The sequence below is a fragment of the Dechloromonas aromatica RCB genome (assembly GCF_000012425.1).
In genome coordinates this window covers 3,456,188-3,478,364 of sequence record NC_007298.1, presented here as the reverse complement: position 1 = coordinate 3,478,364, position 22,177 = coordinate 3,456,188, and the positions used below count along the sequence as shown (strand labels likewise).

The 22,177-nt window shown below is 61.8% G+C and carries 24 protein-coding genes and 1 riboswitch; of the genes, 9 read left to right on the top strand and 15 right to left on the bottom strand.

The window, feature by feature from the left end; all coding sequences use genetic code 11:
• Positions 1–45 precede the first annotated feature (45 nt).
• The 7 genes from DARO_RS21910 to gspG are packed head-to-tail and all read right to left on the bottom strand — an operon-like array spanning position 46 to position 5,759.
• Positions 46–567: a hypothetical protein gene (locus DARO_RS21910; RefSeq protein WP_011288953.1), complete on the bottom strand. Its 522-nt coding sequence runs from the start codon at positions 565–567 to the stop codon at positions 46–48.
• Positions 564–1,121 (bottom strand): GspMb/PilO family protein, encoded by a 558-nt coding sequence (locus DARO_RS21905; RefSeq protein ID WP_198134060.1) that lies wholly within the window; start codon positions 1,119–1,121, stop codon positions 564–566. The genes DARO_RS21910 and DARO_RS21905 overlap by 4 nt, the downstream gene beginning before the upstream one ends.
• A complete protein-coding gene (locus DARO_RS21900) occupies positions 1,118–1,648 on the bottom strand; it encodes a PilN domain-containing protein (RefSeq protein WP_049758751.1) in 531 nt (176 codons plus the stop codon). The genes DARO_RS21905 and DARO_RS21900 overlap by 4 nt, the downstream gene beginning before the upstream one ends.
• A complete protein-coding gene (locus DARO_RS16485; RefSeq protein ID WP_011288950.1) occupies positions 1,641–2,408 on the bottom strand; it encodes a hypothetical protein in 768 nt (255 codons plus the stop codon). Before DARO_RS16485 ends, DARO_RS21900 begins: the two co-directional genes overlap by 8 nt.
• Positions 2,389–4,083, bottom strand: a complete 1,695-nt coding sequence (locus DARO_RS16480; RefSeq protein ID WP_011288949.1) for a GspE/PulE family protein — start codon at positions 4,081–4,083, stop codon at positions 2,389–2,391. The genes DARO_RS16485 and DARO_RS16480 overlap by 20 nt, the downstream gene beginning before the upstream one ends.
• 9 nt (positions 4,084–4,092) lie before the next feature.
• Complete coding sequence (locus tag DARO_RS16475; protein ID WP_011288948.1) at positions 4,093–5,277, bottom strand: type II secretion system F family protein; 1,185 nt, start codon at positions 5,275–5,277, stop codon at positions 4,093–4,095.
• An 11-nt stretch (positions 5,278–5,288) separates the two neighbouring features.
• Positions 5,289–5,759, bottom strand: a complete 471-nt coding sequence (gspG, locus tag DARO_RS16470; protein WP_011288947.1) for a type II secretion system major pseudopilin GspG — start codon at positions 5,757–5,759, stop codon at positions 5,289–5,291.
• Positions 5,760–5,837: 78 nt separating this feature from the next.
• On the opposite strand from gspG, the gene DARO_RS16465 reads away from it, so the two are divergent.
• On the top strand, positions 5,838–6,476 hold the full coding sequence (locus tag DARO_RS16465) for a lytic transglycosylase domain-containing protein (RefSeq protein WP_011288946.1): 639 nt from the start codon (positions 5,838–5,840) through the stop codon (positions 6,474–6,476).
• Here DARO_RS16465 and DARO_RS16460 read toward each other — a convergent pair.
• From DARO_RS16460 to DARO_RS16435, 6 genes are all read right to left on the bottom strand, one after another.
• Positions 6,445–6,978 carry a type II secretion system protein gene (locus DARO_RS16460; RefSeq protein WP_011288945.1) on the bottom strand — a complete coding sequence of 178 codons (534 nt, stop codon included), beginning with the start codon at positions 6,976–6,978 and terminating at the stop codon, positions 6,445–6,447. The genes DARO_RS16465 and DARO_RS16460 overlap by 32 nt on opposite strands.
• Positions 6,972–7,352: a type II secretion system protein gene (locus DARO_RS16455; RefSeq protein ID WP_011288944.1), complete on the bottom strand. Its 381-nt coding sequence runs from the start codon at positions 7,350–7,352 to the stop codon at positions 6,972–6,974. The genes DARO_RS16460 and DARO_RS16455 overlap by 7 nt, the downstream gene beginning before the upstream one ends.
• A 2-nt stretch (positions 7,353–7,354) precedes the next feature.
• Positions 7,355–7,834, bottom strand: coding sequence for a type II secretion system protein (locus DARO_RS16450; RefSeq protein ID WP_011288943.1), 480 nt, complete (start codon positions 7,832–7,834; stop codon positions 7,355–7,357).
• Positions 7,831–9,834 (bottom strand): secretin GspD/PilQ domain-containing protein, encoded by a 2,004-nt coding sequence (locus tag DARO_RS16445; RefSeq protein ID WP_011288942.1) that lies wholly within the window; start codon positions 9,832–9,834, stop codon positions 7,831–7,833. The genes DARO_RS16450 and DARO_RS16445 overlap by 4 nt, the downstream gene beginning before the upstream one ends.
• Positions 9,835–9,968: 134 nt before the next feature.
• Entirely contained in the window at positions 9,969–11,264 is a 1,296-nt protein-coding gene (locus DARO_RS16440) for a hemolysin family protein (protein WP_011288941.1), read from the bottom strand.
• Between the two features lie 168 nt (positions 11,265–11,432).
• Positions 11,433–13,637: an OsmC domain/YcaO domain-containing protein gene (locus DARO_RS16435; protein WP_011288940.1), complete on the bottom strand. Its 2,205-nt coding sequence runs from the start codon at positions 13,635–13,637 to the stop codon at positions 11,433–11,435.
• Between the two features lie 194 nt (positions 13,638–13,831).
• Positions 13,832–13,926, top strand: a riboswitch (glycine riboswitch).
• A gap of 29 nt (positions 13,927–13,955) precedes the next feature.
• Here DARO_RS16435 and DARO_RS16430 point away from each other — a divergent pair.
• Positions 13,956–14,753 carry a trimeric intracellular cation channel family protein gene (locus tag DARO_RS16430; RefSeq protein WP_497462989.1) on the top strand — a complete coding sequence of 266 codons (798 nt, stop codon included), beginning with the start codon at positions 13,956–13,958 and terminating at the stop codon, positions 14,751–14,753.
• Positions 14,754–14,929: 176 nt separating this feature from the next.
• On the opposite strand, the gene DARO_RS16425 is transcribed toward DARO_RS16430, so the two are convergent.
• Both DARO_RS16425 and xseA read right to left on the bottom strand, forming a co-directional pair.
• Positions 14,930–15,514 (bottom strand): Fe-Mn family superoxide dismutase, encoded by a 585-nt coding sequence (locus DARO_RS16425; RefSeq protein ID WP_011288938.1) that lies wholly within the window; start codon positions 15,512–15,514, stop codon positions 14,930–14,932.
• 39 nt (positions 15,515–15,553) lie between these two features.
• Complete coding sequence (gene xseA, locus DARO_RS16420; protein ID WP_011288937.1) at positions 15,554–16,906, bottom strand: exodeoxyribonuclease VII large subunit; 1,353 nt, start codon at positions 16,904–16,906, stop codon at positions 15,554–15,556.
• Positions 16,907–17,189: 283 nt separating this feature from the next.
• Between xseA and DARO_RS16415 the strand changes: the two genes are divergently transcribed.
• The 7 genes from DARO_RS16415 to DARO_RS16385 all read left to right on the top strand — a co-directional run bounded on the left by DARO_RS16415 (position 17,190) and on the right by DARO_RS16385 (position 22,153).
• Positions 17,190–17,795, top strand: a complete 606-nt coding sequence (locus tag DARO_RS16415) for a MotA/TolQ/ExbB proton channel family protein (RefSeq protein WP_011288936.1) — start codon at positions 17,190–17,192, stop codon at positions 17,793–17,795.
• Between the two features lie 3 nt (positions 17,796–17,798).
• Positions 17,799–18,212, top strand: coding sequence for an ExbD/TolR family protein (locus DARO_RS16410; protein WP_011288935.1), 414 nt, complete (start codon positions 17,799–17,801; stop codon positions 18,210–18,212).
• On the top strand, positions 18,212–19,213 hold the full coding sequence (lpxK, locus tag DARO_RS16405) for a tetraacyldisaccharide 4'-kinase (protein ID WP_011288934.1): 1,002 nt from the start codon (positions 18,212–18,214) through the stop codon (positions 19,211–19,213). Before DARO_RS16410 ends, lpxK begins: the two co-directional genes overlap by 1 nt.
• Positions 19,194–19,370 (top strand): Trm112 family protein, encoded by a 177-nt coding sequence (locus DARO_RS16400; protein ID WP_011288933.1) that lies wholly within the window; start codon positions 19,194–19,196, stop codon positions 19,368–19,370. Before lpxK ends, DARO_RS16400 begins: the two co-directional genes overlap by 20 nt.
• The gene (gene kdsB, locus DARO_RS16395) at positions 19,370–20,155 is read left to right on the top strand and encodes a 3-deoxy-manno-octulosonate cytidylyltransferase (protein WP_011288932.1); all 786 of its coding nucleotides are present in this window, start codon (positions 19,370–19,372) and stop codon (positions 20,153–20,155) included. Before DARO_RS16400 ends, kdsB begins: the two co-directional genes overlap by 1 nt.
• Positions 20,156–20,229: 74 nt before the next feature.
• On the top strand, positions 20,230–20,883 hold the full coding sequence (adk, locus tag DARO_RS16390) for an adenylate kinase (protein ID WP_011288931.1): 654 nt from the start codon (positions 20,230–20,232) through the stop codon (positions 20,881–20,883).
• Between the two features lie 10 nt (positions 20,884–20,893).
• On the top strand, positions 20,894–22,153 hold the full coding sequence (locus tag DARO_RS16385; RefSeq protein WP_011288930.1) for a 6-phosphofructokinase: 1,260 nt from the start codon (positions 20,894–20,896) through the stop codon (positions 22,151–22,153).
• Positions 22,154–22,177 lie beyond the last annotated feature (24 nt).

Below are 22,177 nucleotides of genomic sequence, written 5' to 3'. Positions count from 1 at the left end.
CGTGATCGGCGAACCCGGCACCAGCCCGGGTTCGCGCCACTGCGTTCAGGCAGCGCTGATAGGCAGTGTCTGTTGTCGCTTGAGTGGCAGATAGACAAAGACCACTTTGCCGCCATCGATGGCTTCGACGGCATATCGGCCATCGATCTGATCGCCAACCTTGATCGTCAGGTTACGCCCCTGGTGGTCGATAAAGACCAATATCTGGCCATCTTCGACCAGTTGCCCGAGGTAGCGGAAGGGCAGCGGCGGTGCCACCGGCTCGGGCGGCGGAGGCGGTGGCGGCGCGATATACCAGCTCTTGCTGCGGAAGGGATCGATGGTCTCGGCTGATTGTTCGGTGCTCCCTGTATCGGCCACCTGCGCCGCTTCTGGATCTGGTTGCTGTTGGGCCAGGGAAACGGTGTCCGCCATGGACTCAATGTTGGCGGGCATCCTGCGCCTGCTTGGCCGTTCAGTCGGTTCGGAAGCGACTGGATCGTCGTCGACAAAAACGGCGGCCGCTACCGTGCCGAGCAACAGGGCGCCAAGAATCAGCCAGCGCTGGCGTGGTCCGGGCTTTTTCATCGGGCCCCCTGGTGACGGAAGAAGATGACCAGGCGCAGTTGCGCATCGATGGTGCTGGCCCCGATGTTTTCCCGGCGCAGCGTGACGTCCTCGATGGCCAGCGCCGGGAACTCGCTGCGGATGGTCGTCAGGTAAGCGCGCAGGTCGCGGTAGCTGCCCTGCACCGGCAGGTTCAGCACATAGCGGTCGAACAGCTTGTCCTTGCCGGCCAGTAGCCGATATTCGCCGGCCGATAGTTGCAGGCCTTTTTGATCGGCCAGTTCAAGCAGGCGACCGAGTTCGGCATGCAGGCGCGCCTCGTCCGGAAAGCGCTCGAGCAGGCTGAGCCGCGCCTGTTCCGGCGTGGCTTGGGCGAGTTGGCGATCGATCCGGGCGCGGCGGCTGGCACGTTCGGTCTGCTGCAGTTGTTGTTCGCCGGCCTCGATCAGGGTTTCGCGGCTGGGCAGGAGAATCAAGTGCAGGCCGGCGGCAATCAGCACCAGCAGGCCACCGGCCAGCGGCAGCCACTGCGGATAGGCCACGGCGAAACGGCCACGGGCGAGCCAGGTGTTCATGGCGAGCTGGTCCATGTCGCGGCGATTTCGAAGCTGACCGGGCGTTGCGGGTCATCGGTCTTGATCTTGTGGGAGAGGAGACTGACCTGCGACAAGGGCGGCTGGCGCAAGGCGTCGACAAAGCCGAGCGCTGCCTGCAGGTGGCGGGCCTCGCCGGAAATCTGCACCGATCTGGCGGCGGCATTCGGCGTGATGGCGAGCAGGCTGACCTCTTCCGGCGTCGCCCGCTCGATCTGCCGGTACAAGCCTTCCCAGTCGAGGCCGATCGCCGCAACTGCCTGTTGCAGCGCCTTGCCTTGTTCGGCCGGCAGGGCGGCGTCACGCTGCGCCGCCTCGCGACTGGCCATCGTCAGCCGGTCGGCCCGTCGCTTGGCCAGTTCCTGACGCGCTTGCAGGTCGGCCAGTTGCGCATTCTGCTGGCTGGCCTCCAGCCAGGCGTCGGCGCAGAGTACGGCCCCGACCAGTACCAGCATCAATGGCAACAGGCCGGGGCGACGGGGCTGGAAATCGAGGCCGAGATCACGCATGGGCACCGCCTTCGAGCAGCGACATCTGCTGTTCGATCTCCCAGTCGCCGAGCGTCTTCGGCCAGTCGCCGCGACTGAAGATGCGCACTTTTTTGTGGTCGACTGCCGCATGCTCGGCGGCCAGCAGCCCGAGCAACTCGTTGCCCAGTTGCTCTGGCTCAGTGTGCATCCGATGGTTGCGCAGCAGCGTGATGTTGCCGTTGCGCAGGCCGAGCAGCGTCAGCCAGTCATCGTCCGGGAAGGCGACGTAGCCATCGTTCAGCGAGTGGCGGCAAGTCGCCAGATCGCTGGTCAGGCGCGGTTGAAGGCTGTCGAGGCGCAGGCGCCGGGTTTTGGCTGTCTGGCGCAGTTCCGTCAGCAGACTGGCGGGAATGCCTGCCGCAAGGCCATTCAGGCCGAAAGCAGGGTTATCCAGGGCAATCTCCAGGCGTTCGGCCTGGTCGCCCAGGCTGTTGCGCAGCAGAGCCTTGGCCATGCCGAGTCGTGCCTTGTCGCCGAGTACGCTGTCACTCCATGGCAGCAAGGCGAAGCGGACGAACTGGTTGGCGATGATGATCCGCAAGCGGCCAAAGGGGCTTGCCTTTGTGGTGAGCAGGGCGCCGGCGGCCGTCAGCGCTGGTTGCCAGTCGGCTTCGTCGGGCTGGGCGGGCGGCACTTCGGCCGTCAAGCGCTGGGCCGGGCCGCGCCATGGCTGGCGTTCGAGCACGACTTGCCGGGGATGGACGAGCAGGGTGTGCCGGTCAAGCCACGAAAGTGACACGGTTGGCCTCCTCCAGACTGGTGATGCCGACCTTGACCAGATCGAGCGCCGATTCGCGCAGCGAGCGCGTGCCGCCGCGCCGGGCGGCGTCCTTCAGTTGGCGGATCGGGGCGCGGGCCAGGATCAGTTCGCGAAGTTCATCGTCGAGGGCCAGCAGTTCGGCAATCGCCCGCCGGCCGCGATAGCCGGTGCCGCGACAGCTGCCGCAACCGACGGCCTGGCGGAACTGCCAGTCGGCGGCCGCCAGCGGGTCGATCTCGGCATTGGCCAGCGCTTCGGGCATCGGCGTCGTCGGGCTGGCGCAGGCCGGGCACAGCGTGCGGATCAGGCGCTGGGCAACGACGCCATTCAGCGCCGAAACGAGGTTGTAGGGATCGACTTCCATGTGCAGGAAGCGGCCGATTACGTCGAAGACGTTGTTGGCATGCACCGTGGTGAACACGAGGTGGCCGGTCAGCGCCGCCTGCACCGCAATCTGCGCGGTTTCCGAATCGCGGATTTCGCCGACCATGATCTTGTCCGGGTCGTGGCGCAGGATGGAGCGCAGGCCGCGGGCGAAACTCAGCCCCTTCTTTTCATTGACCGGAATCTGCAGCACGCCGGACAACTGGTATTCGACCGGGTCCTCGATGGTGACGATCTTGTCCTCGCCGCGATTGATTTCCGATAGCGCCGCATAGAGCGTCGTCGTCTTGCCGCTGCCGGTCGGGCCGGTGACCAGCAGCATGCCGTAGGGTTCGGCCGACAGGCGGCGGATACGGTACATGGTGTCGGCATCGAAGCCCATCACGTCGAGGCGCAGGCCGTCGAGATGGTCACTCAGGGCCTGCTTGTCGAGGACGCGCAGCACGGCATCCTCGCCCCAGATGCTGGGCATGATCGAGACCCGGATGTCGATTTCTCGGCCCTGCCAGTTGACCTTGAAGCGGCCGTCCTGCGGCACCCGGCGCTCGGCAATGTCGAGTTCGGACAGCACCTTTATGCGCGAGATCATCTGTTCGGCCGTGTCGCTGCCGTCGATGGCGCCGGCAAAATTGAGCACGCCGTCGATCCGGTACTTGATCGCCAGCCCGCGGTTGTTGGCTTCGATGTGGATGTCGCTGGCGCCGGCTTTCAGGCCGTCATGCAGGGTCGAGCGGACCAGCCGCACGATGTTGCTGCCTTCTTCCGAAATGCCCTGCAGCGACAGGTCTTCAGCGTTTTCGCCCGTGCTGACCTGAGATTTGTCGCCATTGAAGTCGCCATCCAGCGCCCGGACGCGAGACTCTTCGCGAGCCAGATAGGCGGCGATCACCGAAGCCGGCGCCAGGCGCCAGTCGATGCGCCGGCTCAGTGGCAGCAGGCCCTCCAGCCAGTCGCGCAGGCCGGCATCAAGCGGATTGGGGGCGACGACCAGACAGGCGGCTGCGGTGTCGATGACCAGCACCTGGCGCCGGAGGTATTCAGCGAAGGAGGCCAGCGACAGGGCCAGGGCGTGTTCCGGCAACTCGCTGAGGCGGATGCTCGTCAGGCCGAATGCGGCAGCGGTGATGTCGGCGGCCTTCTGTTCGTCGATGCCGTGCGCCGACTGCAAACCGATGATGGCGGCCGACATGCCGCTGAGCCGCGTTAGCTGACGTGCCGCATCCAGCAGGGTGTCGTGTTCAAGCAGGCCGGGATCGACAAGTGTGTTCATGTTCAGTCTCTACTGGAAATTGCCGGCCAATTCGAATATCGGCATGTACAGAAGAAGGACGATGCCGCCAATCACGCCGCCAATAACGGTCATCAGCAGCGGCTCGAAGAGGCGGCTGAAGGTATCGACCAGACGGTTGATTTCCTCGTCGTAGAAGCTGGCCACCGACTCCAGCATGTGGCCGAGCTGGCCGCTTTTCTCGCCAACAGCGATCATGCGCCGGGCGATCGGTGTACTCAGGCCGCCGTGCAGGGCGGCATCGGAGAAGGCCTGCCCGTGCTCGATATCGCTGATCGCCCGCTGCAGGCCCTCGCGCAAGGCAACCGGCAGGATGTCGGCAACCATGAGCAGCGTGCTGCGCAGCGGAATGCCGGCGCGCAGCAGCATGCCGACCGTGCGGTAGAAACGGGCAAGATAGACGATGCGCAGGCGTTCGCCAATCGCCGGCAGGCGCCAGAGCAACCTGGCCAGCATGGCGCGGACGGGGGGCAGCGAGAGCAGGGCAGCGATACCGACAGCACCGAGCAGGCTGCCAATGGCCAGGCCCGCCGCATGCTGGTTGACGAAATCGCCCCAGATGAACAGCAGCGAGGAAAGGCCTTCCGGCTGCCGGCCGCTGTCGGCAAAGACCAGCGCAAAGCGCGGCACGACGAAGCCAAGCAGGAAGAAGGTGACGAGCAGGCCGACCGCAAGCAGCAGGAGCGGATAGATGGCGGCGCTGACCAGCTTTTTCTTCAGTTCGCGCAGCTTTTCGTCGAAAGTCAGGTAGCGGCGCAGGGATTCCGGCATGTCGCCGGTCCGTTCGCTGGCCTTGACCGTGGCGACATAAAGTTCCGGGAAAACCTCCGGGAAGCGCTGCAGCGCGGTCGACAGCGATTGGCCCTGGCGCAACGCGGTGAGCAGGCCGTTCAGGACTTCGCTCGAGCCTGAGCCCTGATCCTGCTCGGCCAGTGTTTCCAGCCCCTCGACGACATTGAGGCCGGCTTCGAGCAGCGACAGCAACTGGCGGGTAAACAGGGGGAGCTGGAACTTGCCGCTGCGACTCTTGCCACGTTTTTGCCCGACCGGATCGGCCGAGACGATGACGGCGCCAAGCAGTGAGGTCGCCTGCGGCAGGTCGCTCGCGCTATCGGCGGCGACGCGCAGGCGCGATACGCCTTGTCCGGGAAACACCGCGACGACGTCGAATTCCATTGGGCGGACGCTCACCAGTTGCCGATGTCGGCGGCTTCGCCCTCACCGCCGGGCTTGCCATCCTTGCCCAGCGAAAAGAGATCGAATTCGCCGTGTTCACCGGGCTGGACGTACTGGTAGGGTTGGCCCCACGGATCGGCCGGTACTTCCTTGCGCAGGTAAGGGCCCTGCCAGCGGTTCTCGGAAGGCGGCCGCTTCATCAGCGCGGCCAGGCCGTTTTCGCTGGTCGGATAGCGGCCGACATCAAGGCGATATTGATCCAGCGCCTTTTCCAGCGCGTCGATCTGGGCACGCGCCGCCTTGACCTCGGATTTGCCGATCTGGGCGAAGTATTTGGGTCCGACATAACCGGCCAGCAGGCCGATGATGACCATGACGACGAGCAGTTCGAGCAGCGTGAAACCGCGCTGGAGCGACAGGACGAGCGAACGGGGAAGAAGCGCCACGGTATGCAGACGATGAATGACAGGACCGCTGATCATATGGCTGCTGCATTACATAAAAATGACATTGGCAGCGTCAAACCGCTGTAACAGAGCGGTCTTATTCTTGCTTGCATCATGCCTTTGACCATCCGCTCCGCCTTCCTCGTGCTGTTCTGCGCCGTGAGCTTGCCGGTGGCCGCGTCGGCGAGCGGCGCAATTTACGGGTTTGTCGACGAAGATGGCGTCGAGCGTTTCAGCAATGTGCCCGACGACCGGCGCTACAAGCTGGTGCTGACCGACCGGCTGGCCCCGGCCACGGCCGCCTTGCAGGTGCCGCGTGGTGTCTTCGCCCTGCCTTACGAGCAGCGCCCTTTCCATGGCGCGATTCACGAGGCCAGCCGCAGTACCGGCGTCGACGCGGCCTTGCTGCATGCCGTCATCTCGGTCGAGTCGGGCTACCGGGAGCACGCCGTTTCAGCCAGGGGGGCGAGCGGACTGATGCAGCTGATGCCGGCCACGGCCCGCCGCTATGGCCTGGTCAATCGGCAGGACCCGGCCGAGAACATCCGCGCCGGCGCCCGTTACCTGCGCGACCTGCTGGCCCTGTTCGACAACGACATCGAACTGGCGCTGGCCGCCTACAATGCCGGCGAGAATGCGGTGCTGCGCTTTGGCCGGCGCATCCCGCCCTACGGGGAAACCAAACGCTACGTCCCGCTCGTCATGGCCCACTACCAGCGAATCAGCGCGACTCCCCGGCGTCGTGAATATTGATCCGGCGTCGACTCGGCGTGTTGCCTGAATGGATGAATTGCCAGTCGGCATAACGGACAGCATTCTCGAATTCAGCTTGCTCGGGCGGGAAACCGGCCACCTTGATTGGCGGTGCAGAGGATGGGCTGGCGACACCGACGATCCGGCCCTGGCGGCGAATCAGCTGCCACTGGCCGTCGAGGCTCATCGGTTCCGGATAGAGGCGGCGCAAATGGCGGACCGGCATCGGGAAGCGCGGATCCTGCAGCAGATCAGCCAGTTTGACCGGGTATTGCGGGTCACCCGGCGAGTTGTCGACATAGCTGGCGATGGCCTGGCGATATTCCTCACCGGCGAACAGCAGTTCCTTTTCCTTCTCGCGCCGGGTTTCCATTTGCCACAGCGCCCCGGTGCCGGCCAGTGCAATGCCGCTGATGGCGATGGTGAACAGCACGGCCAGGAAGGTGATGCCCTTCTGGTGTTTGCCCGAGATGCCCGGCTGGCCGCCACGTATCGCTACCATGTCCGATAGTCGCTGCCATCCCGCCCCTGGCCTTCGGCCCCGCTCTGCACGTCCCAGACCTTGCGCTGCCCCGGCTCCTCGGGCGGCGGCACGATGATCCAGCTTTCGGTGCTCTCGGTAATCGGGTCGGGCGGCACCTTGCGCAGATAGTGCCGGCTGACCAGATCGTCCAGGCTCTCCGGATAGTGCCCGAGGTCGGCCCGGTATTTGTCAATGGCGTCGCGCATCACGGCCAGCGATTCGCGCAGGGTGGCTTCGCGGGCCCGGTCGAGGTGCTGGAAGTAGCGCGGCACGGCAATGGTCAGCAGGGTGGCGATCACGGCCATGACGACCAGCAGTTCGATCAATGTGAAACCGCAGCGCCGTTTGATCATGGCTACCACTCGCGGTACGGAATGCCGTTGCTGCCGCGCTCGTCGGAGAGCGAATAGACATCGAAGACATCGATGCCTTCCTGCGGCAGGTCGGGCGGACTGGCGTAGCTGCGCTTGCCCCAGGTCTGCGCGGCGTTCAGGTCGCGATCCCGGCTGAACGGGTCGCGCGGCAGACGGCGTAGCAGGTAAATTTTCCCCTTGGCCGGATCCTGGCGGTTCTCGACGCCCATGAATAATTCTTCCAGCCGGGCCGGATAGCCGCTCTCATCGGCCTTCTTGGCGATTTTTCCGTCATCCACCGCCTGCCGGTAGGCGTCGATCGCGCTGCGAATCTCGCGCAGCGCGGCGCGCAGTTCGGACTCCTTTTGTCGCCGCACTGTCGTTTCCAGCAAGGGCGAGGCAGCCAGCGCCAGAATGCTGACGATGGCGACCGTGACGACCAGCTCGATCAGCGTGAAGCCGCGTTGTGACCGAGCGCTCATCGTTCCGGCTTCGGTGCTTCGGTTGTCGCCGGCTTGGCCTGTCCGACCGGCGGGTCATCGGCCTCGGGCGGGGCATCGTCTTCGGAGGTGGCGTTGTCTCGGGCTGCATTGTCCCGGGTGGTCGCCATCGGCATGCCGCCACCATTGCTGCGCGAACTCATCGATAGCGCGCGGCCGCCCTGCGTCCGGACGCCCATCGGTGCTGCGCCGACAGCGTTTTCCGTGCCGGAGGAAATCACCGGCTGGACGTATTCCGGGCGGTGGATGTTGCGCACGATACGCGGTGTGATCAGCAGGATGATCTCGGTCTTGGTCGAGGTGTCCTTGTGGCTGCCAAAAGCGCGGCCGACAACGGGTATTTCGCCCAGTCCGGGGATGTGGCTGGTCGTCTTGCGTTCCTCGTCGCTGATCAGGCCGGCGAGCACCTGTGTTTCGCCATCCTTCAGGCGCAGCGTGGTGCTGGCACTGCGGGTGCCGATCTGGTAGGCGAGGGAATTGGAGGGGCCGGTGATTTCCTTGACGATGCTGCTCACTTCCAGTCCGACCTTGATCGATACCTCGTCATCGAGCGTGACATTGGGTTCGACGTCGAGCTTGAGACCGACATCAAGATAATTGACCGAGGCCGAAACGCCGACATTGGCCGTGGCGGTGGTGGTGAACACCGGCAGCTTGTCGCCGATATGCACCTTGGCCTTTTCCCGGTTCTTGACCCGGATGCGCGGGTTGGCCAGCACGTTGGTGTCGGCGTTCTGCCCCTTGAGGTTCAGGGTCAGGCCCGGGTTGGCGACAAAGCTGGTCAGCCCGCCCCGGTTGCGCAGGTTGATGTAGCCGTTGGCCAGCGTGCCACCGGGCGTGACCGTCGTGGTGTAGCCGGCCGCCGTCGCCGTCGTCGTGCTCAAAGTGTCCTGCAACAGGCCATAGCCGACCGAATCCGGCCAATCGACGCCAAACTGGTTGAGCCGGCTGCGCGTCACTTCCAGCACCTCGACTTCCAGCATCACCTCGGGTTCGGCCAGGTCAAGCGAGTCGATCAGGCGTTCAACCAGGCGCATGGCGTCCGGCGTGTCCTTGACGATCAGCAGGTTGAGCTTTTCGTCGGCAAAGACATCCTTGCTCTTGGCCACCGTCTTGACCAGATTCTGGGCCTGCTTGACGTCGGTATTGGCCAGGTAGAAATTGCGGACCACCAGTTCCTGATACTCCTTGGACTTGGCCGGTGTGTTTGGATAAATCAGGAAACTGTTGTCGTTGAGCTGGCGCTTATCCAGCTGGTTGGTCGTCAGGATCAGGCGCAGGATGTCTTCGAGCGGGCTGTTGCGGACAAATAGCGTGACCTTGATGTCGCCTTTGATGTCCTTGTCGAATACGAAATTGAGACCAGAGGCGCGCGACAGGACTTCAAATACCGATTTCAGGCTGGCGTCGCGGAACTCCAGTGTCACCGGTTTGGCCAGCGCTGCCCGGCTCTCGGGCGTCGATCGGCCATTGTTTTCGCTGTCGCGCTGGCGGTCGATCTCGGTCTGCAGGCGACGGGCCTCGGCATTGAGTGGGTCATGCCCCCGAACGGTCCGCACCAGGCGCTCGGCCCCCAGCGGATCGTTCTTGCCCAGCATCTGGCCGGCCTGCGCCAGCAGCGAAGCATTCCGGCGATCCTGGCCGATCTGTTCCAGGCCCTGCATGGCGCGCGTGTTCCGGTTGTCCAGCGCCAGCGCCCGGCGGTAGGCCAGCTCGGCGGCATCCCACTGGCCGGCTGTCCGCTGCCGGTCGGCTTCGCGCAGATGGCCGTCGAGGGCTTCCCCCTTGTTGCGGATCAGGGCAGCCTTGATCTCCGTATCGCGCGGTTTTTCCTGGGCGGCCTTTTCCAGCGAGGCGACCCCTTCATCCCGACGTCCGTCAGCGATCGCGGCCATGCCATCGCGGAAGGATTTGCTGCTGCAGCCGCCGATTGCCGCGGCCATCATCAAGATGGAAAGGGGTTTGCCTATTTGTCGAATCATTCCGGATCGCCTGAGAGACGCGAAAACAAAATCTCTCGATGCTAAGCACCCGGTATTACAGATTCATGAATTTTGGGGACGGACAGGCAATCCAGCCAACGGCACAGGTGCTGGCCGCCCGGATTGCGCTGCGTTTAGCTGGGCAATGCGGTGACGCGCGTGGCCAGTACTTCGTCGACCCGGTTCTTTTCCATGTCCATGATCTCGAAGTGCCAGTCACCCCAGTCGAAAGCTTCCGTCTTTTTCGGAATCCGGCCGAGATGAACGATCACGAAGCCGCCGACTGTATGGAAGTTGCCCAGATCCTCCTCGGGCAATTCCTTGATGCCGAGCAGCTCCTTCATCTCGTCGATGGCCAGCAGCCCGTCGAGCAGCCAGCTGCCGTCGCCACGCTGGATGGCCAGCGGCGACTCGACCGCACCCGACAGCACATCGCCGACCACGGTGCCCATCAGGTCGGAAAGCGTGACCAGCCCTTCGGTCGCCCCGAATTCGTTGGCGACCAGTGCCGTTTGCGTCTGGTTGGCCTTGAAGAATTCGAGCAGACCGATCAGCGATAGCGTGCCCGGCACGTAGTGCGGCGGATTAGGCGACAGCTTGCCGAAATCCAGGTCCTTGCCGTTAAGCAGGACCTGCAGCAGCTCGCGACTTTCGACAAACCCCAGGGCATTGGCGATCCCGCCCTTGCACACCAGAAAACGGGAAACTGCCCGTTCCTGCAAGGTCTTCAGGTTCTCTTCGCGGCTGATGCTGAGGTCCAGGCAGGCGATGGCGGCCGCCGGTGTCATGATCCCGGCGACCCGCCGGTTGTCGAGTCGAAAGACGTTGCCCAGGATTTCGCTCTCCGTCTGGTCGAGGTTTCCGTCCTTGCGGCCAGCTTCGATCAGGAAGCGGATTTCATCGGCGGCCGTCGCCTCGGCCGAGCCCTTGCTCGGAAAGAGGGCCAGTATCCAGTCCGCCGTCCGCGAGACGACCAGCACCAAGGGGTGGGCCAGCCGGAGTAGCACGGAGATCAGCCCGGCCAGCGCTTCGGCCAGCGCTTCCGGATGGGACAGCGCGAGACGCTTCGGGATGACCTCGCCGAAAACAATCGAGAAGAAGGTGATGACGGTGACGACGATGCCCAGCGCGATGCCGTAGGCCGGCCCGTCGGCCAGGGGAAGCAGGCCGGAAAGCCACGCCTGCAGGCGCGGCACCCATAGCGCTTCGCCATAAACCCCGGACAGCATGGCCAACGCAGTGATGCCCAACTGGGTCGTGGCCAGCAGGCGGCTGGCGTGCTGGCGAAACCCCAGCACCGCAGATGCCGCCGCCGAACCCTGCTCGGCCCGCATGGCGAGATGGGAGATGCGGCTTGCCCCGACGGCCATCTCGGCCATGGCCAGAACGCCACAGCCCAAGATCAGCGCCACCAGAATCCAGATTTCCATGTCCACTCCTTTTGCCCCGACCGGGCCGGGCAATACCCGTCAAATCAATGCTGGCACAAGCGGGCGGTTTTGGGGGGTGAAATTGCAGCGATCGGCGTGCCGGATGCCAAGCTGGTGACAAGTCTGTGAGGCCTTCCCATCCCCCGCTACTCGGCCATGCCTCGACCCCTAACTGGATGATGCCGCCACCTTGGCCCGTGCCGTGTGTAGTTTTTGGTAGCTATCGATCAGGCGCTGGTGCCTGGCTAGCCCTTCCAGTTTCAGGCTCGTTGGCGTCAGGCCGTAGAAGCGCACGCTGCCGTCCACTGAGCCGAGCACCGCATCCATCCGCGGGTGGCCGAACATGCGGCGGAAGTTGGCCTCGTAATCTTCCAGTTCCAGTTCGTCGTCGAGCAGCACTTCCAGCACCACGTTGAGCGCCTGGTAGAACAGGCCGCGCTCGACGGTGTTTTCGTTGTACTGCAGGTAGGCCTCGACCTGTTCCTTGGCGGCCTCAAAATCCTGCAGGGCGAGGTTGATCAGCAGCTTCAACTCGAGGATCGTCAGCTGACCCCAGTCCGTATTCTCGTCAAACTCGACACCGATCAAGGTGATGATGTCGGTGTAATCATCCAGCTCACTGTCTTCTAGGCGTTCCAGCAATGCTTCGAGGGCCGCATCATCGAGACGGTGCAGGTTCAGGATATCGGCGCGGAAGGCCAGCGCCTTGTTGGTGTTATCCCAGATCAAATCCTCGATTGGGTAGATTTCCGAATAACCCGGCACCAGGATGCGACAGGCGGTGGCGCCAAGCTGGTCATAGACCGCCATGTACACTTCCTTGCCCATGTCTTCGAGAATGCCGAACAGGGCGGCGGCTTCCTCGGCATTGGATTCTTCACCGTGGCCGGAGAAATCCCATTCGACAAAATCGTAATCGGCTTTGGCGCTGAAAAAGCGCCACGACACCACGCCACTGGAGTCGATGAAGTGTTCGACAAAGTTGTTCGGCTCGGTGACGGCATTGCTTTCAAAGGTCGGCCGGGGCAAGTCGTTCAGGCCTTCGAAGCTGCGTCCCTGCAGCAACTCGGTCAGGCTGCGTTCGAGCGCGACTTCCAGGCTCGGGTGCGCGCCGAAGGAGGCGAAGACGCCGCCGGTGCGCGGGTTCATCAGGGTGACGCACATCACCGGGAATTCGCCGCCCAGCGACGCATCCTTGACCAGCACCGGGAAGCCCTGGTTTTCCAGCTCGGCAATGCCGGCCAGGATGCCGGGGTATTTCGCCAGTACGTCGGACGGCACATCCGGCAGCGCGATTTCGCCTTCGAGGATTTCCCGCTTGACGGCGCGCTCGAAAATTTCCGACAGGCACTGCACCTGCGCCTCGGCCAGCGTGTTGCCGGCGCTCATGCCGTTGCTGAGGAACAGATTGTCGATCAGGTTGGTCGGGAAATACACCGTCTCGCCGTCCGACTGCCGCACGTAAGGCAGCGCACAGATGCCGCGTTCGGTATTGCCGGAATTGGTGTCATAGAGATGCGAGCCGCGCAACTCGCTGTCCGGGTTATAGATTTCCAGGCAGTAGTCGTCGAGCAGGCCCTTCGGTAGCGCGTCCTTCTTGCCCGGCTTGAACCAGCGTTCGTGCGGGTAATGCACGAAGGGCGCGTTGCCAATGTCTTCGCCCCAAAACTGGTCGTTGTAGAAATGGTTGCAATTCATCCGCTCGATGAATTCGCCCAAGGCCGAGGCCAGCGCGCTTTCCTTGGTCGCGCCCTTGCCATTGGTGAAGCACATCGGCGAATGCGCATCGCGGATATGTAGCGACCACACATTGGGCACCAGATTGCGCCACGACGCGATTTCGATCTTCATGCCGAGGCCGGCCAAAATGCCGGACATGTTGGCGATGGTTTGTTCCAGCGGCAGGTCCTTGCCGGCGATATAGGTGCTGGCTTCCGAATCCGGATTCAGCGTCAGCAAGGCCTGCGCATCGGCATCGAGATTCTCGACCTCCTCGATCACGAACTCCGGACCGGTTTGCACCACCTTTTTCACGGTACAGCGGTCGATGGAGCGCAGAATGCCCTGCCGGTCCTTGGCGGAAATATCTGCCGGCAACTCGACCTGGATCTTGAAAATCTGCTGGTAGCGGTTTTCGGGATCGACGATATTGTTCTGCGACAGGCGGATATGCTCGGTCGGAATGTTGCGCGTGTCGCAGTACAACTTCACGAAGTAAGCCGCACACAAGGCCGACGAAGCCAGAAAGTAATCGAACGGCCCCGGCGCCGAGCCATCGCCCTTGTAGCGGATGGGCTGGTCGGCGATGACCGTGAAGTCATCGAACTTGGCCTCAAGACGCAGCTTGTCGAGAAAATTGACCTTGATTTCCATGCGGGAATTCCAAAAATAGCGTTCAAAACGGATTGGCCACCATTATCCGGTTTTCCCGGGTGTAAAACCGTGTTTCTCGGCAGTTCGAGGGTACGGCGGATGGTGACGCTTGGCGGACTGTGTCTTTCACCCGGAGATATTGATGCGTACGCGCCACCCCTGATTGACAGGCAGTCATCGCTGTCAGGATAATCAAAACATCTGCAGGAGAGAGAGTCGTGGATTTACACACTCCGCCGAAGGCGCAAACTCCCATAATCGCTCAGGCATACCGAACTGCAGAAATGATTCGCCGGCTGGAGAGAAGTTGAGAGCGTCTTGGCGCTCGGCAACTCACCGAAGGGGCAGGCTCTTGTTGAGCCGAAACTCTCAGGTAAAAGGACAGGGGGAGAGGCGTCACGGAAGCACTCAATTCGAGTCTTCCGATTTTTGACGGAGTCTCTCCTGATGTTCGATAGTCTCGCCCACGTTTTTCAGCCTCTCGCTATCAAGCAATTCAACTTGTTACTGGTCATTTATCTGGTTGCCATCACCGCCGAAGCGATGTCCGGTGCCCTGGCAGCAGGACGTCGCAACATGGATTTCTTCGGGGTGGCCGTGATCGCCTTTGTCACCGCTCTGGGAGGCGGAACCATCAGGGATGTCGTTCTTGGCAATTACCCGATTGGTTGGACGCAGCATCCCGAATACGTGTATCTGGTGACCCTGGCTGGTTTGGCCACGACCTTGCTTGCCAAGTTCATGCACCACCTGAAAAACGTCTTTCTGATGCTGGATGCACTCGGGTTGGTCGCCTTCTCGCTGATTGGTTGCAATGTGGCCCTGCAACTTGAATACCCGACGGTAGTAGTCATCATGGCCGGCATGCTGACGGGGATATGCGGAGGCGTTTTGCGCGATGTGCTGTGCAACCAGGTGCCCGTCGTATTTTGCCGGGAGCTTTATGCCAGCGTGTCACTCTTTGTTTGCGCCCTATTTCTCGCGTTGAGGTCGCTGGACTTGGATGCCAACCTCAATACGATGATGTGCTTCATTCTCGGCTTCGGATTTCGCATGCTGGCGCTACGTTTGAGCTGGAAGCTTCCGACCTTCTCCTATCAGCAGCGATGGGATTAGTGCTGAGCGCGCTATTTTTAATCACTCGACGGCTACTCATGTTTACCAGCAGCCATTTTTGATTGCGGGACCTGACAGTCCGCAATGATCGATTGATTGTCCGTCCGGATGAATCTGCGTCCATGAAAAAGGGAGCTGCTAGCTCCCTTTTTGTCCTGAAATAACAGCAGCAGGAATCAGGCGAAGTTGGCTTCGACGAAGGACCAGTTGACCAGCGAGGCCAGGAAGGTTTCGACAAACTTCGGACGCATGTTGCGGTAGTCGATGTAGTAGGCGTGTTCCCAGACGTCGACGCAGAGCAGGGCCTTGTCGCCGGTGGTCAGCGGGGTGCCGGCGGCGCCCATGTTGACGATGTCGAGGGAGCCGTCGGCCTTCTTGACCAGCCAGGTCCAGCCGGAACCGAAGTTGCCGACCGCAGAGGTCTGGAAGGCAGTCTTGAAGGCATCCAGCGAGCCCCACTTGGCATTGATGGCAGCAGCCAGCGTGCCAGCCGGAGCGCCGCCGCCGTTCGGCTTCATGCAGTTCCAGAAGAAGCTGTGGTTCCAGACCTGGGCTGCGTTGTTATAAACGCCACCAGCCGGTGCCTTCTTGACGATGGCTTCGAGGTCGAGGTTTTCGTACTCGGTACCCTTGATCAGGTTGTTCAGGTTGGTGACATAAGCCTGATGGTGCTTGCTGTAGTGGTAATCGAAGGTCTCGGCCGACATGTGCGGGGCGAGGGCATCCTTGGCGTACGGCAGCTGGGGCAGTTGATGTTCCATGTATATTCTCCGTTGTATTTAAGGGGTGAAACGAAAATTCTAGTCAGCTTCGGGCATCGCCACAACCTGATTGACGGTCGCGGTCGCCGTGCCTTGAGCAAAGCTGAGTTTGAGGGCGTCGCCGGGCGTTAGTGCTGAGGCATTGCGGATGGCTCGGCCATCAGGGCCAATCGCCAGCGCATAACCCCGGGTCAGTACCGCATGCGGATCCAGTTGCTTGAGACTGCTGGACAGCGAATTAAGTTTCCCGGAATGTTGAGAAAGTGCCCATTGGGTCTGTTTGCCCAGTCGATGGCGCAAGTGTTCCAATGTTCTGGCCAGCAACTCAGGGCGCGGCCGTGCCGTCGCCTGGCGCTGGCCGAGGGTGGTCAGCTGCAGACGGGCGTGATCCATCTGGCGGAGCAGGGCGCGTTGCAGGCGCTGGCTGAGCGCCTCGTTTTCCTGCTGGCGCAGGCGAATCCGTTCAGCCGGGTGAACCAGCCGGCTACCCAGCCAGTCAATACGCTGTTGCTGATCGGCCAGCCCACGCTCCACCCGTCGCTGGAGTTGGCCTTCAAGTTGGCTGAGGCGGGTGAGCAGGCTATCGCGGTCGGGACTGACCAGCTCGGCGGCAGCCGTTGGTGTCGGGGCGCGCAAATCGGCAGCGAAATCAGCAATCGTAAAGTCGGTTTCGTGACCAACGCCGGCAATCACTGGAATGGCTGAAGCGCGAATGGCGCGGGCAACACACTCTTCGTTGAAAGCCCACAGATCTTCGATGCTGCCGCCGCCACGGCACAGGATGATCGTATCGCAGTCGCTGGCACTGGCCTGGCCGAGGGCTTCGGCTATTTTTTGACTGGCGCCTTCGCCCTGGACGAGGCTGGGGAAGATGGTGATCCGCAGGTGGGGCGCCCGTCGATGCAGGGTGGTCAATACATCGCGCAACGCGGCGGCCTGCAGGCTGCTGACAATCGCAATGTGCCGGGGAAACGGGGCAATCGGGCGTTTGCTTTCGGGGGCGAACAGGCCCTCTGCTTCGAGCTGTGCCTTCAGGCGCAGGAAGCGCTCGAAAAGATCGCCCTGGCCGGCCCGGCGGACGGCTTCGATGTTGAGCTGGAATTCGCCGCGCGGTTCGTAAAAAGAAACCAGCGCCCGTGCTTCAATCTTCTGGCCATTTTCCAGGCGCCAGCCCAGCAACTGGGCTCTACTCCGCCATATCACGCAGCGGACTTGGGCGCTGCTGTCCTTCAGCGAAAAATAGACGTGTCCGGACGAGGCATAGGTCAGGTTGGAAATCTCGCCACCGACCCAGGTCAGTGGAAAAGCCGATTCCAGACAGTCCCTTACCAGGCGGTTGAGACTGGCGACGCTGAGGACTGTGTTACTGACAGGTGAGGTGGGCGCTGGCATGGTCGGATTGTAACCTGCAGCCGAAAAGATATGTCCCTTGTTGACAGGGTGAAATTTTCTTAAGTATATGATTTTAAAAGGCGCAAACTAAGTGCCTTGTATTTTGGCAGAGCAGGAAAAGTCCTTTGAGGGGTAGGGTTTAGCATCGTTAATGACAACTGATTCACAGACTTATCCACAGCTTTTGGGGATAAGCCGCGGCAAGGGCGCTATTTCGTCGCTTGCTCTGTGGCGGAGGGCAGGGCAAAATTGCGGGCTAAATTTCCACCAAGGAATCTGACAAGTGATTGAAATCGTAAAGGCGGCCGGTTGGCCCATCTGGCCCTTGTTACTGGCTTCGATTATTTCCGTGGCGCTGATTATTGAGCGCGTGGTTGCCTTGCGCCGCTCCAAAGTGGTGCCGCACGGTCTGCTGCAGCGTGCGGTTGGCGAGTTCAAGCGTGGCGCCAATAACGACAAGCTACTGGAAGAGCTCGAAGGCCACTCACCGCTCGGTCGTGTCCTTTCTGCCGGTTTGCGCAACGTCAATTCGACCCGCGAGATCATGAAGGAGTCGATCGAGGAAGCCGGTTCCGCAGTTTCCCATGAGCTGAATCGTTATCTGACGACACTCGGTACCATCGCCTCGATCAGCCCGCTGATGGGTCTGTTCGGCACCGTGGTCGGGATGATCGAGATTTTCGGTTCGCAGTCGCCGAGCGGCGCTAACCCGATGCAACTGGCCCACGGTATTTCCGTTGCGCTGTACAACACCGGCTTCGGTCTGGTCATCGCCATTCCCAGCCTGATTGCCTGGCGGCATTTCCGGGCGCTGGCCGACGGCTTTGTGGTCGAGATGGAGCAGCAAGCCGTTCGCCTCGTCGAGTACATGCACGGCGACCGGAAGTAAGTCATGAATTTTCAGCGCGGCCGTAGCCGGGAAGAGCCGGAAATCAACCTGATCCCGATGATCGACGTGTTACTGGTCATCATCATCTTCCTGATGCTGACCACCACTTACGCCAAGTTCTCCGGGCTGGAAATCAACCTGCCGACGGCCGATGCCAGCAAGCAGGCCGAGCAGCCGAACGAGGTCGATGTCGCCGTGACCGCCAGTGGTCAGGTCCTGGTCAATAAATCGCCTTTGGCCACCACCGACGTCAAGAGCATCGCTGATGGCTTGCGCCGGGCTGCCGGTAGCCGTGAGGATCCGCTGATCGTCATCAATGCCGACGCCAAGGCCACGCATCAAAGCGTGGTCGACGTGATGCAGGCGGCGCAGACGGCCGGTTATCCACATATTTCCTTCGCCACCCAGAATCGCTGATGCTGGCGCGCTGGCTACAGCGACAGTGGTTCGATCAACGCCGGCGTCAGCCGGCGTTGTGGCTTTTGCTGCCGCTTGCCTGGCTGTATGCCGGCTTGAGTGCGCTCAATCGCCTGTTGGCCAAACCCAAACACTTGCCGGTGCCGGTCATCGTGGTGGGCAACATCATCGTCGGTGGGGCGGGCAAGACACCGCTGACCCTGTGGCTGGCTCGTCAGTTGCGCGATCGTGGCTGGCGACCGGGCATTGTCAGCCGTGGCTATGGCCGTTCCGGGGATGAGGTCAGGACGGTTTCCGCACAATCGCGACCGGAGGAAGTTGGCGACGAGCCCTTGTTGCTCGCCCGGCGCAGCGGGGTTCCCGTCTGGGTTGGACGCCATCGGGCAGTTGCCGGCGAGGCCTTGCTGGCTGCCCACCCGGAAGTGAATGTCTTGCTCTGCGACGACGGTTTGCAGCATTACGCCCTGGCGCGGGACGTCGAACTTGTCGTCTTTGATGTCCGTGGTGCCGGCAATGGCTGGCGGCTGCCGGTCGGGCCATTGCGTGAGCCGGTGTCGCGGCTGGCGAGCGCCGATGCAGTCATTTGCAACGGCCAGCCGGAAACCCTCCTGCCGACTGCGACGCCGAGCTTTGAGATGAGTCTCAAGCCCGGCTTGTTCTATCGCGTCGATGTTGCTGGCCAGTCAGCTTCTGCCGAGAGTCTGCGTGACCGGGGGCGGCTTTATGCGCTGGCCGGTATTGGCAATCCGGAGCGCTTCTTCCGGACGCTGGAATCCTTGGGGTTGTCGTGCGAAACCCGTCCGTTTCCGGATCATCATCGCTATGTTGCGGCCGATCTGGCATTTGCCAAAGACGGCATCCTGCTGATGACCGAGAAGGATGCAGTAAAATGTGCAGGAATGACGGCGGGTGAAACCTGGGTTTTGCCTGTCCAGGCCGAGCTTTCGCCGGCCCTGATTGATTTAATCGTGGAGAAACTTCGTGGACGCCAGGTTGCTTGATATTCTCGTCTGCCCGATTTGCAAGGGCAATCTCGAACACCGCAAGGCTGAGAAGGAGCTGGTCTGCAAGCCTTGCAAGCTGGCTTTCCCGATCCGTGACGATATTCCCATCATGCTCGAGGATGAAGCGCGCCAGCTGACGGCGGACGGGCAGTAATGTCCGGTCTGGCTTTCAAGGTCGTCATTCCGGCGCGTTACGCATCGACCCGTTTGCCGGCCAAGCCGTTGCTCGATCTCGGCGGTAAGCCGATGGTTGTCCGGGTGGCTGAGCGGGCGCGACTGTCGGGGGCGGACGAAATCTGGGTGGCGACTGATCACCTGGAGGTTCGTGCCGCAGCAGAAGCGCACGAAGTTGCCGCCCTGATGACGCGCAGCGACCACGCCACGGGGACCGACCGTCTGGCTGAAGTGGTCGAGCAGCGTGGCTGGGCCGGTGACACCATCATCGTCAATGTGCAGGGCGACGAGCCGCTGATCGAGCCGGAAGTGATCATCCAGACGGCGCGCCAGCTGGCGGCCAGCGGTGCCGATATCGCGACGGTGGCCCACCCGATTACCGATGCGGCGGATTTTTTCAATCCGAACGTCGTCAAGGTGGTTTGCCGGGCGGATGGCGATGCGGCCTACTTTTCCCGGGCGCCGATTCCCTATGCCCGCGATCATTTTGCCAAAGAGGACGGCGGCGAAACCCTGCCGGCCAACTTCCCGGCTTATCGCCACGTTGGCTTGTATGCCTATCGGGCCAGTTTTTTGAAGGCCTATGCCGGATTGATGCCGGCACCCACCGAGCATTTTGAGTCGCTGGAACAACTGCGTGCGTTGTGGCATGGCTACCGGATCAGCGTGACGCTGATCGACGCTGCCCCGGCGCCCGGCGTCGATACGCCCGAAGACGCAGAGCGGATGCGCAAACTGTTTGACCGTGCCAATAATTGCGAGTAATTTTCCGCTTCTAGAGAGCGGCCAGCATTGAAGCCGATAACAAGAATTTCTTAGACAAAACCGAGGGACTTTTCATGAAATTGATTCTGTTGGGCGCACCTGGCGCCGGCAAGGGAACGCAAGCCACTTTCATTTCCAAGCAGTTTGGCATTCCGCAGATTTCCACCGGCGACATGTTGCGTGCCCAGGTCAAGGCTGGCACCGCGCTGGGTCTCGAAGCCAAGAAGCACATGGATGCAGGCGGCCTGGTGCCGGATGCCGTGATCATCGGTATGGTCAAGGATCGCCTGACCCAGGACGATTGCAAGAACGGTTACCTGTTCGACGGCTTCCCGCGCACCATTCCCCAGGCTCAGGCGATGAAGGATGCTGGTGTGCCGATCGAGTTCGTCCTCGAAATCGACGTGCCGGACAGCGACATCGTCGAGCGCATGGCTGGTCGCCGTGCCCACCTGGCTTCGGGGCGCACCTATCACGTCAAGTTCAACCCGCCGAAGGTTGAAGGCATCGACGACGTGACCGGCGAACCGCTCGTGCAACGTGACGACGATAAGGAAGAAACCGTCAAAAAACGTCTGGAAATCTACCATTCGCAAACCAAGCCGCTGGTCGATTTCTACGGCAAGTGGGCGGCCGAAGGCGATGCCAAGGCCCCCAAGGTGCGCAAGGTGGCCGGCGTCGGTAGCGTCGACAACATCACCAAGAGCGTTTTTGAAGCGCTGAAATAAGGAGCTAAAGATGGCGGCGAAAAATGCCTTCTACGCGCAGTCGGGGGGCGTAACCGCCGTCATCAACGCCACGGCGTGCGGCCTGATCCAGGAAGCACGCCGGCATCCCGAGAAAATCGGGAAAGTCTACGCCGGGCGCGATGGCATCATCGGGGCGCTGACGGAAGACCTGATTGATACCAGCCTCGAATCCGACGAGGACATCGCCCGCCTGCGGCACACGCCGGGCGGCGCATTCGGATCCTGTCGATACAAGCTGAAAAGCCTGGAGCAGCATCGGGCGCAATACGAACGCCTGATCGAGGTCTTCAAGGCGCATGACATCGGCTATTTCTTCTACAACGGCGGCAACGACTCCATGGATACCGCCTGGAAGGTGTCGCAGATCGCCGAGAAAATGGGTTACCCGGTCGTCTGCGTCGGCGTACCGAAAACGGTCGATAACGACCTGCCGCATACCGACTGTTGCCCCGGCTTCGGTTCGGTCGCCAAGTACGTGGCGACTTCGATTCGCGAGGCCGGCTACGATGTGGCCTCGATGGCACGAACCTCGACCAAGATTTTTGTCCTGGAAGTCATGGGCCGCCATGCCGGCTGGATCACTGCCGCTTGCGGCCTGGCGTCCGAAAATGCCGGCGAACCGCCGCATATCCTGCTCTTCCCGGAGGTGCCGTTCGATCCGGAGCGTTTCCTGGTTCGCGTCGATGAGTGCGTCAAGCAATACGGTTACTGCACCGTTGCGGTTTCGGAAGGCTTGTCCGATGCGGCCGGCAATCTGATCGCCGAGTCCGGGACCAAGGATGCTTTCGGGCACTCGCAACTGGGTGGCGTCGGCCAGATGGTGGCCCAATTGATCAAGGACAAACTGGGTTACAAGTATCACTGGGCGCTGGCCGATTACCTGCAGCGCTCGGCCCGTCATCTGGCCTCGAAAACCGATCTGGATCAGGCGCATGCCCTGGGTGTTGCCGCCGTTGATCTGGCCTTGCAGGGCAAGAATGCGGTGATGGCAACGATCGAGCGTCTGGCCGATGCGCCGTATCGCTGGCAAATCGGCGATGCGCCGCTGGCCGAGATCGCCAACGTCGAGCGCAAGATGCCGCCCGAGTTCATCTCGCCGGATGGCTTCCATATCACCGATGCGTGTCGGACCTACCTGCAGCCATTGATTGATGGCGAGGAGCCGCCGCCGTATCGCAACGGTCTGCCGGATTACATCCGCTTGAAGAATATTTCCGTCGCCAAAAAGCTGGAGATTTTCACCATTTGATTTCGTTGTTAACCAAGGAGGGGG